We start from the raw sequence: 11821 nt of genomic DNA, 5'->3' as shown, positions 1-11821 counted from the left end.
TCAGCGAACCGCCTTGATGCCTTCGAGAATGAGCGTCGTCGCGACATCGGCATAGTCTTCCCGCGTGATGCGCCCGCCGTCGCGGAACCACATGTAGACCCAGTTCATCATGCCGAACAGCGACATGGTGACGGGCATCAGCAGGGGTCTCTCCTTGCTGTCGAGCTGCGGATTGATTTCCTTGAGCAGGTTCGAAAAGCGGCGCACGATCCGCCGTTCCACCGCGGTGATGCCCGCCTTCTGTTCGTCGGAGAGGGCCGAGGTGGCGTTGAGCTGCACCTTGTGCTGGTTGTCGGCGCCGCGATAATTCTCCAGCACCACGCCGACCAGTTGTCGAAGCCGCTTTTCCGCTGCCTCGTTCGGGTTGTCGGCCGCCTGGATCGCCTCGTCGAGCTCCTCCAGGTGGGTGATGATGATCGCGTAGATCAGCGCATCCTTGCTGGGGTAGTAGTGGTACAGTAGCGCCTTGGAGACGCTCGAATGGGTTGCGATCTGGGACATGGATGCCTTTTCCATGCCCTGCTCGGCAAATACGGCGGCGGCATTGTCGAGAATGCCGCGGCGTTTTTCCTCAAAGTCGGTTGCCCGGGTCCGAGCCATGTTTTCGCTTTCCTGCTTGCAGAACGCCTGCAAAAGGGGGGCATCTACGCCCCCGCTTCACTATAACAATTGCCTTTGCGCTGTCACGGGGTGGCCGTTCAGCTCTTGGGGCGGTTGTCCACCACGCGCTTGGCCTTGCCTTCGGAGCGGGCGATGGACGTCGGGTCCTGAACCTCGATCTTGGTGCTGATGCCCACCACGCTCTTGATGTGGTGTGCCAGTTCCTTGGCCGACTGGGCGCGCGCTGCCGCATCGGTGTAATTGGCCGCGCATTCGACATGCACCGTCATGTTGTCCATGCGGCCGGCGCGCGTGAGTTCGATCTGGAAGTGCGGGGCAAGGCCGCCGCATTTCAGGATCTGTTCCTCGATCTGCGTCGGGAAGACGTTGACGCCGCGCAGGATGATCATGTCGTCGCTGCGGCCGGTGATCTTCTCGATGCGCCGCATCGAACGTGCCGTTCCCGGCAGAAGGCGCGTCAGGTCGCGGGTGCGGTAGCGCACCATCGGCAGGCCTTCCTTGGTCAGCGTGGTGAAGACAAGCTCGCCGAGTTCGCCATCGGGCAATACGGCACCTGTCACCGGGTCGATGATTTCCGGATAGAAATGGTCTTCCCAGACGTGCAGGCCGTCCTTGGTTTCCACGCATTCGTTGGCGACACCCGGTCCCATGACCTCGGAGAGGCCATAGATATCGACGGCATGCATGTTGAAGGCCTGCTCGATCTCGCTGCGCATCGCATTGGTCCAGGGTTCGGCACCGAAGATGCCGACCTCGATCGAGCTCTCGCGCGGATCGATGCCCTGGCGGCGGAACTCGTCGAGGATCGACAGCATGTAGGAAGGTGTGACCATGATGATGCGCGGCTTGAAGTCGTTCATCAGGGTGACCTGGCGCTCGGTCATGCCGCCCGAGATCGGCACGACGGTGCAGCCGAGCCGTTCGGCGCCATAGTGTGCACCAAGGCCGCCGGTGAACAGGCCGTAGCCATAGGCGACATGCACGATGTCGCCGGGACGGCCGCCGGACGCCCGGATGGAGCGGGCGACGACGTCGGCCCAGACATCGATATCATGCTTGGTATAGCCGACCACCGTCGGCTTGCCGGTGGTGCCGGACGAGCCGTGGATACGGACCAGCTTTTCCCGGGGCACGGCGAACATGCCGAAGGGATAGGTGTCGCGCAGATCGGTCTTGGTCGTGAAGGGGAACTTGGCAAGATCCGACAGGGTCTTCAGATCTTCTGGATGCACGCCGTGCTCGTCGAATCGCTGGCGATAGAACGGCGAGTTTTCGTAGGAATGCTTCAGCGAGCGCTTCATCCGGTGAAACTGGAGCGCCGAGATTTCATCCCGCGAGGCGATTTCGATCGGGTCCAGATCTTGGGGACGGGTTACAAAGTCGAGCATGATTTCCTCCCTGGAATGCGTCTTGGTTCAGGCGGGATCGGGCAGGTGGGTGCCCTTCACCGTTCGCGACAGGCCGCGAAACTCGGCGACCAGGTCGCCGTTCTGATTTGAAATGCGAATGTCGTAGATGCCCGACCGGCCCTTGCGCGAAATCTCACGCGCCTCCGCCGTCAGTCGGTCGCCGATCCTCCCCGGACTGATATAGGTGATCGAGCAGTTCTGCGCGACGGTCAGCTGATTATAGCCGTTGCAGGCAAAGGCGAAGGCGCTGTCGGCGAGCGTGAAGATGTAGCCGCCGTGGCAGTTGCCGTGCCCGTTGGACATCAGTTTGGTGATCTCCATCGACAGGGTCGCCTGTCCGGGCGCGATGTGCTCGATGCGCATGCCGAGATTTTGCGATGCCGTGTCGAGGTCCCACATCGCCTTGGCGCAGGCCTCGGCCATTTCCTGTGCGTTCATCGTCATTTGCCCGAAAACTCCGGCTTGCGCTTCTCGAGGAAGGCGGTCACCCCTTCGGCATAGTCGGCCGTGCGGCCGGCTTCGCGCTGGCAGTCGCGCTCCATGTCGAGCTGTTCGTCGAGGCTGTTGGTCGCCGCGGCCTGGATGAGGCGCTTGGTGAGGCCGAGGCCGCGCGTTGCGCCTTCGGCCAGCGAGCGGGCCAGCGTCTCGGCCTCGCCGATCAGCTGGTCGTCGTCGACCGCCTTCCAGATCAGGCCCCATTCGGCGGCGCGCTTGGCCATCAGCGGCTCGGCGGTCATGGCGAGCGCCTTGGCGCGCGGTTCGCCGAGAATGCGGGCGAGGCTCCAGCTGCCGCCGGCATCGGGGATCAGGCCGATCTTGGCGAAGGCCTGGATGAACTTCGCTGAGCGGGCGGCCAGCACGATGTCGCAGGCGAAGGCGATGTTGGCGCCGGCACCGGCCGCCACCCCGTTGACCGCGCAGATCACCGGTTTTTCCAGCGAGCGGATCAGCCGCAGCGTCGGATTGTAGAAGGTCTCGAGCGTGTGGCCGAGATCGGGGGCAGGGCCCCCCTTGCGCGGATCGCGGTCGCCGAGATCCTGGCCGGCGGAGAAGCCGCGGCCCGCTCCGGTCAGCAGGACGGCGCGCACGCCGGCATCGTCGTGGGCGCGCTGCATCGCCGCGCGCAGGGCGAGGTGCATCTCTTCATTGAACGAATTGAGTTTGTCCGGCCGGTTCAGCGTCAGCCGCAGAACCCCGTGATCCATCGTCACCAGAACGGTGTCGGATTGGTGCATCGCTCTCTCCCTGTCCCCGCTCCGAATTTTCCCGGGGGCGTAAAAAGATCTTGCATAAACCGACCGGACGGTCAATGATAAAGGCAGGAGTTGGGAGGAATTTGCCATGGAAGACCTGTTCGGCCGTCATCGCGGTCTGCTGGAGACGGCTGTCAAGGCCCTGTCCGATCGGGGTTTCTGGTCGCCCTTCCCGGAAGTTCCGAGCGGCAAGATCTATGGCGAGACCGCCAAGGACGACGGCGAGGCATCCTTCAAGGCCTTGCTCGGAACGAAATTTGACTTGCCCGGCCACCCGGAAGACAAGCGCCTCGGTTCCGAGGTGTCGCCCTGGGGGCCCGATCTCAAGATCCTTTATCCGGCAACCGGTGCCGCGACGCTCGTTGCCGCCTCCAAAGCGGCCGGCGATGCCTGGGCCGATGCCTCGCCCGAGCTGCGCGTTGGCGTGTGCCTCGAAATCCTGACGCGCTTGAACCGCATCAGCTTTGAAATGGCCAATGCCGTGATGCACACGACCGGCCAGGCCTTTCCCATGGCCTTCCAGGCCGGCGGTCCGCATGCGCAGGATCGCGGCCTCGAGGCGGTCGCCACGGCCTGGGTGGAAATGACCCGCACGCCGGGCCAGGCCACCTGGGAGAAGCCGCAGGGCAAGGCGGCGCCGATCGTTCTGGAAAAGAACTGGCAGGTCGTGCCGCGCGGCGTGGCGCTGGCCATCGGCTGCCAGACTTTCCCGACCTGGAACACCTATCCGGGCCTGTTCGCGAGCCTCGCGACCGGCAATACCGTGATCGTCAAGCCCCATCCCGGCGCCATCCTGCCGCTCGCACTGACCGTGAAGGTGGCGCGCGAAGTCCTGGTCGATGCGGGCTTCCCGGCTGACGTGGTCCTGCTGGCTGTCGATCAGGCCGGCGCCGAGATCACCAAGGAACTGGTCACTCATCCGGACATCGGCATCATCGACTACACCGGTTCCAGCGCCTTCGGCGAATGGGTGCGGAACAACGCGCGTTCGGCCCAGGTGTTTACCGAGGAAGCCGGCGTGAACTCGATCGTCGTCGCCGCGACCGACGACTTTTCCGGCATGTGCGCCAACATCGCCTTCTCGCTGTCGCTCTATTCCGGCCAGATGTGCACCGCCCCGCAGGACATTTTCGCACCCCGCGCAGGCATCGAGACCAATGAAGGCCACAAGAGCTTCGACGAGGTGGCAGCCGCGATCGGCGCTGCGGTCGACGCTCTGCTGAGCGATCCGGCCCGCGCGTCCGGCGTCTGCGGCGCGATCGCCAACCCGGCGACGTTGGCACGGATCGACAAGGCGCGCAGCTTTGGCCGCATCGTGCGCGATTCGCAGCCGCTGGCTAGCGGCTCCAGCGCCACTCCGCTGATTGTCGCCGTCGACGCCACCGAGACCAAGGCCCACGAGGAGGAGTGCTTCGGACCGGTAGCCTTCATTGTCGCCGTCGACAGCGCCGAGGCGGGCATTGATGCCGCAGCCAGCCTGGCCCGTCGCAAGGGCGCGATCACCGCCGCACTGTACGACACCGAAGAAGCGCGCATTGCCTACGCGGTGAAGTCCTTCGCCCGCGCCGGCGTCAACCTGTCGATCAACCTGACCGGCAACATTTTCGTCAACCAGTCCGCGGCGTTTTCCGACTTTCACGTCACCGGTGGCAACCCCGCCGGAAATGCCAGCCTGACCGACACAGCCTTCGTCGCCAACCGGTTCCGGCTGGCGATGTGGCGCCGCCCGAAAGCGGCGTAATCGACTTCTTAGTTCAACGTTCTCAGGGAGGAGACACAATGAAAATCACCACGACAACCGCACTCGCCACGCTGATGGCACTGGGTATCGCAACCGCAGCCCAGGCCGAGATCAAGATCGGTGCGACCGTATCGGCAACCGGTCCCGCCTCGTTCCTCGGCGACCCGGAAGCCAAGACGCTTGAAATGCTGGTGGAAGAAATCAATGCCGCCGGCGGCGTCAACGGTGAACCGCTGAAGCTCGTGCTCTATGACGACGGCGGTGACCCGAACAAGGCGCGCACCTTCGCCACCCGCCTCGTCGAGGACGACGAAGTGGTGGCCATCATCGGCGGCACGACGACCGGCACGACCATGTCGATCATTCCGGTCGCCGAGGACTCCGAGGTTCCGTTCATCTCGCTCGCCGGCGCGATCGAAATCATCGATCCGGTCAAGCATTGGGTCTTCAAGACCCCGCATACCGACCGCATGGCCTGCCAGAAGATCTTCGAGAACATGAAGAAGAACGCGATCACCAAGATCGGCGTGATTTCCGGCACCGATGGCTTCGGCGCTTCGATGCACAAGCAGTGCGTCGCCGTTGCCGGCGACTACGGCATCGAGATCGCCGCCGACGAAACCTACGGCCCGCAGGACGCGGACATGACCCCGCAGCTGACCAACATCAAGGGCACGGCCGGCGTGCAGGCCGTGTTGAATGCCGGCTTCGGCCAGGGCCCGTCCATCGTGACGCGCAACTATTCGCAGCTGGCCGTCGGCCTGCCGCTCTATCAGTCGCACGGTGTTGCCTCCGACGGTTTCATCGAGCTTGCCGGCGCGAAGGCCGCCGAGGGTGTGCGCCTTCCCGGTACTGCCCTGCTGGTCGCCGGTATCCTGGCGGATGGCGATGCTCAGAAGGCTGTCGTCACGGCCTACAAGTCGGCCTACGAGAAGAAGACCGGCTCTGCCGTCTCGACCTTTGGCGGCTACGCCCATGACGCGCTGCGCATCCTGGTCGATTCGATCGGCCGCGCCGGCTCGGCAGAACCCGAAGCGATCCGCGACGCGATCGAATCCACCTCCGGCCTGGTCGGCACCACCGGTGTCGTGACCATGACGGCGGAGGACCACCTCGGCCTCGATCTCTCGGCATTCCGCATGCTGGAGATCAAGGACGGCGGCTGGACCATCATCGAGTAAGCACCCGGGCCGCCCCGTCTTCGGGGCGACGGCATTGGCGTGGAGCCTGCCTGTCACAGGCGGGCTCCACCTCAAGAACAATCGGCCACAGTGGGGTCTTCGATGCCTGAACTGATGCAGTTCCTTCTTTCCGGCCTGACGGTCGGGGCAGTCTATGCGCTCGTCGCGCTGGGCTTCACCATCATCTACAACGCCTCGGACGTGGTGAATTTCGCCCAGGGCGAATTCGTCATGCTGGGCGGCATGATCACGGTGTTCGCCTTCGACGCCGGCCTGCCGCTGCCGCTGGCCGCGCTGATCGCCATCACCGTGACCGCAGCCATTGGCGTCGCGCTGAACAAGCTGGCGATCGGACCCGCGCGCGGCGCGCCTGTGGTGTCGCTGATCATCATCACCATCGGCGCGTCGATCTTCATCCGCGGCGTGACCCAGCTGGTCTTCGACAAGCAGCTCCATCGTTTTCCGGCGTTTACCGGCGACGAGCCGATCCAGATCCTGGCCGCCACCATCCTGCCGCAGAGCCTGTGGGTCATTGCCGGCGCCGTTGTCGTGTTCGTTGGTCTCTGGCTCTTCTTCACCCGCACCTTGACCGGCAAGGCGGTGCTCGCGACGTCCAACAATCGCCTGGCGGCCCAGCTCGTCGGGATCAACACCAACTGGGTGATGACGCTCTCCTTTGCGCTTTCGGCGGCCATCGGCGCGCTCGCCGGCGTGCTGGTCACCCCGATCACGCTGACCAGCTACGACCTCGGCATCGCGCTGGCGCTTAAAGGCTTTGCCGCAGCCATGCTCGGCGGCATGGGCAATCCGAAGGGTGCGCTCGTCGGGGGCATCTTGCTCGGCTTGTTCGAGGCGCTGACGGCCGGTTTCATCAGTTCGCAATACAAGGACGCCGTTGCCTTCGTCGTCATCCTCGCCGTCCTCTTCGCCATGCCGCAAGGCCTGTTCGGACGCAATTCGGTCAATCGGGTGTGATGATGCGGCTCACGACAAAACAGACCACCCTCCTGGTGCTTGCACTGCTGATCGCGGCAACGCCTTTCTTCTTTCCGTCGGCCTTCTATTTCCGCGTCGGCTCGCTGCTGTTCGTCAACGGCGTGGCGGTGCTCGGCATCGTCATCCTGACGGGTTTCGCCGGACAGATCAGCCTCGGCCATGCGGGCTTTGCCGGCATCGGTGCCTATGCCTCGGCGCTGGCGCCCGTGCATCTCGGCCTGCATCCGGCTTTCGCCGCCGTCCTCGGCGCGGCACTTTCGGCTGCGATCGCCTATGTGGTCGGCCGCCCGATCCTGCGGCTCAAGGGCTACTACCTGGCCGTCGCCTCGCTCGGCTTCGGCATCCTGGTCTCCATGGTTCTGTCCAACGAGGCCTGGCTCACCGGTGGACCGGACGGCATAGCGGTGGCCGATCTTGGCCTGCGCCAGGCGCTCGGTGCGCTGGGGCTCAAGCTTTCTGCACCGGAATTCTGGTACTTCTTTTGCGGGTTCTGCCTGCTGGTCGGTGCGTGGCTGGCGCTCAACCTCTATGACAGCCCGACGGGCCGGGCGCTTCGGGCCCTCCACGGTTCGGAGATTGCCGCCAGCACCGTCGGTGTCGACGTGCCCAGACTGAAGCTGCAGGCCTTCGTCATCTCGGCGGTCTATGCCTCGGTCTCCGGTTCGCTGCTGGCCTTGCAGAACAAGTTCATCACGCCGGACGTCGCGGGCTACATGCACTCGATCGAACTGGTCACCATGGCCGTGCTCGGCGGTGCCGGATCGGTGCTGGGTGCGATCCTCGGCGCCGGCATCCTCACCCTCCTGCCGCAGGTACTCACCGTGTTTGCCGAATACGAGCAGGTCATGCTCGGGCTGGTGATGATGCTGGTCATGATCTTCCTGCGCGAAGGCCTGTTGCCGTCGCTGCTGCGTCAATTCACCGGGAGGGGAGCATGACACTTCTCAGCGTCGAAGGACTGGGCATTGCCTTCGGTGGCCTGAAGGCCGTCGACAATGTCAGCTTTTCCGTCAATCCGGGGGAAATCGTCTCCGTCATCGGGCCGAACGGGGCGGGCAAGACCACCCTGTTCAACATGATCTCCGGCGTCTACATGCCCAGATCCGGCAAGGTGCGACTGAACGGCGAAGAAGTGACCGGGTTCTCTCCGCATCTTCTGGCGCGCCGCGGCATGTCGCGCACCTTCCAGAATCTGCAGATCTTCCAGAACATGACAGTGCTGGAAAACGCCATTGCCGGCTTCCATCTGCGGGAAAAGGGTTCGGTATTCGCCGACCTGCTCGGGCTTCCGGCGTCGCGCCGGCGCTCCAGGGATGCGCAGGCCGGCGCGCGCGAACTCTTGGCACGGGTCGGTCTTGCCAATGCCGCCGAACTCGAGGCCGGAAATCTGTCCTACGGCGCGCTGAAGCGGCTGGAGATCGCACGCGCGCTCGCCCTCGACACCAAGGTCCTGCTGCTCGACGAGCCGGCTGCCGGCTGCAACGCGGTCGAAACCGAGGAAATCGACCACCTGATCGCCGAGGTGGCTGCTTCCGGCGTCGCCATCCTTCTCGTCGAGCACGACATGAAGATGGTGATGCGCATCTCCAACCACATCGTCGTCCTCGATCATGGGGTGAAGATCGCCGAAGGCGACCCCGCGGCCGTCGCCCGCAATCCGGATGTCATCGCGGCCTATCTCGGAACCCAGGCACAGGAGGCGTCCCATGCTCACAGTTGAGGGACTGCGGTCGCGCTATGGCCGCATCGAAGCGCTGCACGGCATCGACCTGCACATTGATTCCGGCGAGATTGTCACCATCGTCGGCGCCAATGGCGCCGGCAAGACGACGCTGCTGCGCTGCCTGTCCGGCCTGCAGCCGATCAGTGCCGGGCAGATCATCTTCCGCGGTGAGACGCTGACGTCCACACCCGCCTACAAGCGCCTGAAGCGCGGGCTTGCCCAGTCTCCCGAAGGCCGGCAGATCTTCACCAACCTCACGGTCGAGGAAAACCTGCGTCTAGGGGCCTTTCTCTTCACCGACGACCGGGTGGACCGGGACATGGAAAACGCTTTCCAGATGTTCCCGATCCTCAAGGAAAAGCGCAATCTCGCCGCCGGCGGCCTGTCGGGCGGCCAGCAGCAGATGCTGGCGATCGCCCGCGCGCTGATGGGGCGCCCCTCCTGCCTGCTGCTCGACGAGCCCTCGATGGGCCTGGCGCCCATCCTGGTCCAGCAGATCTTCGACGTGGTGAAAAGCATGCGCGATCTCAAGGTCACCGTGCTCCTGGTCGAGCAGAACGCCTTCGGCGCCCTGTCGGTGGCCGACCGCGGCTATGTCATGGAAACCGGCAAGATCACCATGGAAGGACCGGCCAGCGAATTGCTCGCCGATCCCCGCATTCGAGAAGCCTATCTGGGAATCTGATCATTCATGTCCGTCGTCACCATCGCCCGTCAGGGAACCATCGCCGTCGTCACGATCGACAATCCGCCCGTCAACGCACTGAGCCAGGCCGTGCGCCAGGGTCTCGTCGATGCGGTGAGCGCGCTTGACGGCGATCCCCATATCTCGGCCGTGGTGCTCGTCTGCGCCGGGCGCACCTTCATCGCCGGTGCCGATGTCAGCGAATTCGACAAGCCGCCGCAGCCGCCGCATCTGCCCGATGTCGTCTCGGCCATTGAACTGGCGGCCAAGCCCTGGATCGCGGCGATCCATGGCTCTGCCCTTGGCGGCGGCTTCGAGGTGGCGCTGGGCTGCCGTTTCCGGCTTGCGACAGCGGATGCCTCGGTCGGCTTGCCGGAAGTGACGCTCGGGATCGTTCCCGGTGCCGGCGGAACGGTGCGCACGCTGCGGCTCGCCGGCGTCGAGGCCGCCGTCGATCTGGTGACCACGGGCAAGCCCGTGCGTGCGCCGCGGGCGCTGGAGCTTGGCCTCATCGACAGGATCGTCGAGGGTGACCTGCGCGCCGCCGCCATCGCCTTTGCCGGCGACGCGCTTGCGCTTCCCCAGCCGCTATCGCTTCGCCCGGCGCCAACGGTGCCGGATGCCTTCTGGATGGAGACCGAAGCGGCCATCGCCAAGCGGGCGAGGGGCGAAGTCGCGCCGCTCAGGGCTCTCGCCTGCCTGCGCCGGGCGAGCGAAACCGACTTTGCCGCAGCGCTGCAGTTCGAGCGCGCCACCTTCCTGGAGCTGCGGGCTTCTGAACAGGCAGCGGCGCTGCGCCACGTCTTCTTCGCCGAGCGGGCGGCCCCCCGGCCGGCGGGCTTGTCCGGCGTTCAGGTCCTGCCGCTTCGCAATACCGCCGTCATCGGCGGCGGCACGATGGGCGCGGGCATTGCTGCCGCGCTGCGCGATGCAGGCCTGCCGGTCATCCTGATCGAGCGGGACGATGCGGCCGTCGAGCGTGGCATCGCCAATCTGAGAGACATCTTCGCCGGCGCCGTCAAGCGCGGGCGCCTGACCGAAGCTGCCGCCGAAGCGCGGCTTGCCGGCGTGACGGGTTCGACGGACTATGCAGCCCTTGCCGATACCGACCTCGTGATCGAGGCCGTGTTCGAGGAGCTTTCCGTCAAGCGCCAGGTGTTCGAGCAACTCGGCCGCGTCTGCCGTCCCGATGCGGTGCTGGCGACCAACACCTCCTATCTCGATCCGCGGGCGATCGCCGAGGGCCTGCCCAATCCCGGCCGCTTCATCGGCCTGCATTTCTTCAGCCCGGCCAATGTCATGAAGCTCCTGGAGATCGTGCCGACGCCGCAGACCGCCGAGCAGACGCTGGCCACCGGTTTTGCGCTCGGGCGAATGCTCGGCAAGGTGCCGGTGCGCGCCGGAATCTGCGAAGGCTTCATCGGCAACCGCATCCTCAAGCGCTATCGCGCCGAGGCGGAGGCGCTGGTCGGCCAAGGCGTGGCGATTGCCGCCGTCGATGCGGCCATGCGCGGCTACGGCTTCGCCATGGGTCCTTTCGAGGCGCAGGACCTCGGCGGTCTCGATATCGCGTTCCTCCAGCGCGAGGGCGTGAGGGCGGCGGGCCAGGATGTGCCGGAAACGCTCGGCGACATTCTGGTGCGGGCCGGACGCAAGGGCCAGAAGACCGGCGGCGGCTGGTATGACTACAAGCCCGGCGATCGCCGGCCTGTTCCCTCGGAGGAGGTGGCCCGCCTCCTCGGCGCTCGGATCGAGCCCGGCCTGGCACTGGATGCCGAGGCGATCGCCGATCGTCTGGTCGGGGCCATGGCCCGCGAGGGCGAAGCGATTCTGTCGGAGGGCATCGCAGAAAAGACCTCCGACATCGACCTCGTGGAAATCCACGGCTACGGTTTCCCGCGCTGGCGCGGCGGCCCGATGTTCGGCACCCGGTCGACCTCGACCTGACAGACAACCTCGGCTCGCCCTCCTGAGCCGCTTTGCCGTCCGTCGCAGCTGCGATGGACGGTTCCAGATCTCTCCGAAACATTTATTCAGTAGCCGGCGAACTATTTGTTCGGTGCTGGACGCGTCCGCTTGAGCGCGGCATCAGCCTCCGGCCGCGCGGCCGCGACTCTGCCGTCCTCGACCATGCTCGCGAAACAATCCGAAGCTTCATGTGAGCGCACTTCCCCAGGGGAGGAGTGCGGCCACTGTGGCATGGCATATGCCG

The 11821-nt window shown here is 65.1% G+C and carries 11 protein-coding genes; 7 read left to right on the top strand and 4 right to left on the bottom strand.

Going from position 1 to position 11821, the window contains the following annotated elements:
• The 4 genes from L867_RS0114360 to paaG form a co-directional block, all read right to left on the bottom strand.
• Complete coding sequence (locus L867_RS0114360) at nucleotides 1-600, bottom strand: TetR/AcrR family transcriptional regulator (protein ID WP_028737546.1); 600 nt, start codon at nucleotides 598-600, stop codon at nucleotides 1-3.
• A 98-nt stretch (nucleotides 601-698) separates the two neighbouring features.
• Nucleotides 699-2009 (bottom strand): phenylacetate--CoA ligase PaaK, encoded by a 1311-nt coding sequence (paaK, locus tag L867_RS0114355; RefSeq protein WP_028737545.1) that lies wholly within the window; start codon nucleotides 2007-2009, stop codon nucleotides 699-701.
• 27 nt (nucleotides 2010-2036) lie between these two features.
• Nucleotides 2037-2474, bottom strand: coding sequence for a hydroxyphenylacetyl-CoA thioesterase PaaI (gene paaI, locus L867_RS0114350; protein WP_028737544.1), 438 nt, complete (start codon nucleotides 2472-2474; stop codon nucleotides 2037-2039).
• Entirely contained in the window at nucleotides 2471-3265 is a 795-nt protein-coding gene (gene paaG, locus L867_RS0114345) for a 2-(1,2-epoxy-1,2-dihydrophenyl)acetyl-CoA isomerase PaaG (RefSeq protein WP_028737543.1), read from the bottom strand. Before paaG ends, paaI begins: the two co-directional genes overlap by 4 nt.
• Nucleotides 3266-3371: 106 nt before the next feature.
• On the opposite strand from paaG, the gene paaN reads away from it, so the two are divergent.
• The 7 genes from paaN to L867_RS0114310 all read left to right on the top strand — a co-directional run bounded on the left by paaN (nucleotide 3372) and on the right by L867_RS0114310 (nucleotide 11556).
• Nucleotides 3372-5024, top strand: a complete 1653-nt coding sequence (paaN, locus tag L867_RS0114340) for a phenylacetic acid degradation protein PaaN (protein WP_028737542.1) — start codon at nucleotides 3372-3374, stop codon at nucleotides 5022-5024.
• Nucleotides 5025-5062: 38 nt separating this feature from the next.
• Complete coding sequence (locus L867_RS0114335) at nucleotides 5063-6205, top strand: ABC transporter substrate-binding protein (RefSeq protein ID WP_028737541.1); 1143 nt, start codon at nucleotides 5063-5065, stop codon at nucleotides 6203-6205.
• 102 nt (nucleotides 6206-6307) lie between these two features.
• On the top strand, nucleotides 6308-7180 hold the full coding sequence (locus L867_RS0114330) for a branched-chain amino acid ABC transporter permease (RefSeq protein WP_028737540.1): 873 nt from the start codon (nucleotides 6308-6310) through the stop codon (nucleotides 7178-7180).
• Nucleotides 7181-7182: 2 nt separating this feature from the next.
• Nucleotides 7183-8139, top strand: a complete 957-nt coding sequence (locus L867_RS0114325) for a branched-chain amino acid ABC transporter permease (protein WP_028737539.1) — start codon at nucleotides 7183-7185, stop codon at nucleotides 8137-8139.
• A complete protein-coding gene (locus tag L867_RS0114320) occupies nucleotides 8136-8921 on the top strand; it encodes an ABC transporter ATP-binding protein (protein ID WP_028737538.1) in 786 nt (261 codons plus the stop codon). Before L867_RS0114325 ends, L867_RS0114320 begins: the two co-directional genes overlap by 4 nt.
• Nucleotides 8908-9609, top strand: a complete 702-nt coding sequence (locus tag L867_RS0114315; RefSeq protein ID WP_028737537.1) for an ABC transporter ATP-binding protein — start codon at nucleotides 8908-8910, stop codon at nucleotides 9607-9609. Before L867_RS0114320 ends, L867_RS0114315 begins: the two co-directional genes overlap by 14 nt.
• 6 nt (nucleotides 9610-9615) lie before the next feature.
• The gene (locus L867_RS0114310; RefSeq protein WP_028737536.1) at nucleotides 9616-11556 is read left to right on the top strand and encodes a 3-hydroxyacyl-CoA dehydrogenase NAD-binding domain-containing protein; all 1941 of its coding nucleotides are present in this window, start codon (nucleotides 9616-9618) and stop codon (nucleotides 11554-11556) included.
• The last annotated feature ends 265 nt before the right edge of the window (nucleotides 11557-11821 follow it).

The organism is Paenirhizobium selenitireducens ATCC BAA-1503 (assembly GCF_000518785.1).
Classification (GTDB): domain Bacteria; phylum Pseudomonadota; class Alphaproteobacteria; order Rhizobiales; family Rhizobiaceae; genus Allorhizobium; species Allorhizobium selenitireducens.
The sequence above is the reverse complement of the archived record's forward strand: the minus strand, read 5'-3'. Positions and strand labels throughout refer to the sequence as shown.

Excerpts from the sequence above, each read along its gene's own strand:
- paaG (WP_028737543.1), bottom strand. The coding sequence starts at position 3,265 with ATGCACCAATCCGACACCGTTCTGGTGACGATGGATCACGGGGTTCTG.
- L867_RS0114310 (WP_028737536.1), top strand. The coding sequence starts at position 9,616 with ATGTCCGTCGTCACCATCGCCCGTCAGGGAACCATCGCCGTCGTCACG.
- paaI (WP_028737544.1), bottom strand. The coding sequence starts at position 2,474 with ATGACGATGAACGCACAGGAAATGGCCGAGGCCTGCGCCAAGGCGATG.
- L867_RS0114325 (WP_028737539.1), top strand. The coding sequence starts at position 7,183 with ATGCGGCTCACGACAAAACAGACCACCCTCCTGGTGCTTGCACTGCTG.
- L867_RS0114360 (WP_028737546.1), bottom strand. The coding sequence starts at position 600 with ATGGCTCGGACCCGGGCAACCGACTTTGAGGAAAAACGCCGCGGCATT.
- L867_RS0114320 (WP_028737538.1), top strand. The coding sequence starts at position 8,136 with ATGACACTTCTCAGCGTCGAAGGACTGGGCATTGCCTTCGGTGGCCTG.
- L867_RS0114330 (WP_028737540.1), top strand. The coding sequence starts at position 6,308 with ATGCCTGAACTGATGCAGTTCCTTCTTTCCGGCCTGACGGTCGGGGCA.
- paaN (WP_028737542.1), top strand. The coding sequence starts at position 3,372 with ATGGAAGACCTGTTCGGCCGTCATCGCGGTCTGCTGGAGACGGCTGTC.
- L867_RS0114315 (WP_028737537.1), top strand. The coding sequence starts at position 8,908 with ATGCTCACAGTTGAGGGACTGCGGTCGCGCTATGGCCGCATCGAAGCG.
- paaK (WP_028737545.1), bottom strand. The coding sequence starts at position 2,009 with ATGCTCGACTTTGTAACCCGTCCCCAAGATCTGGACCCGATCGAAATC.
- L867_RS0114335 (WP_028737541.1), top strand. The coding sequence starts at position 5,063 with ATGAAAATCACCACGACAACCGCACTCGCCACGCTGATGGCACTGGGT.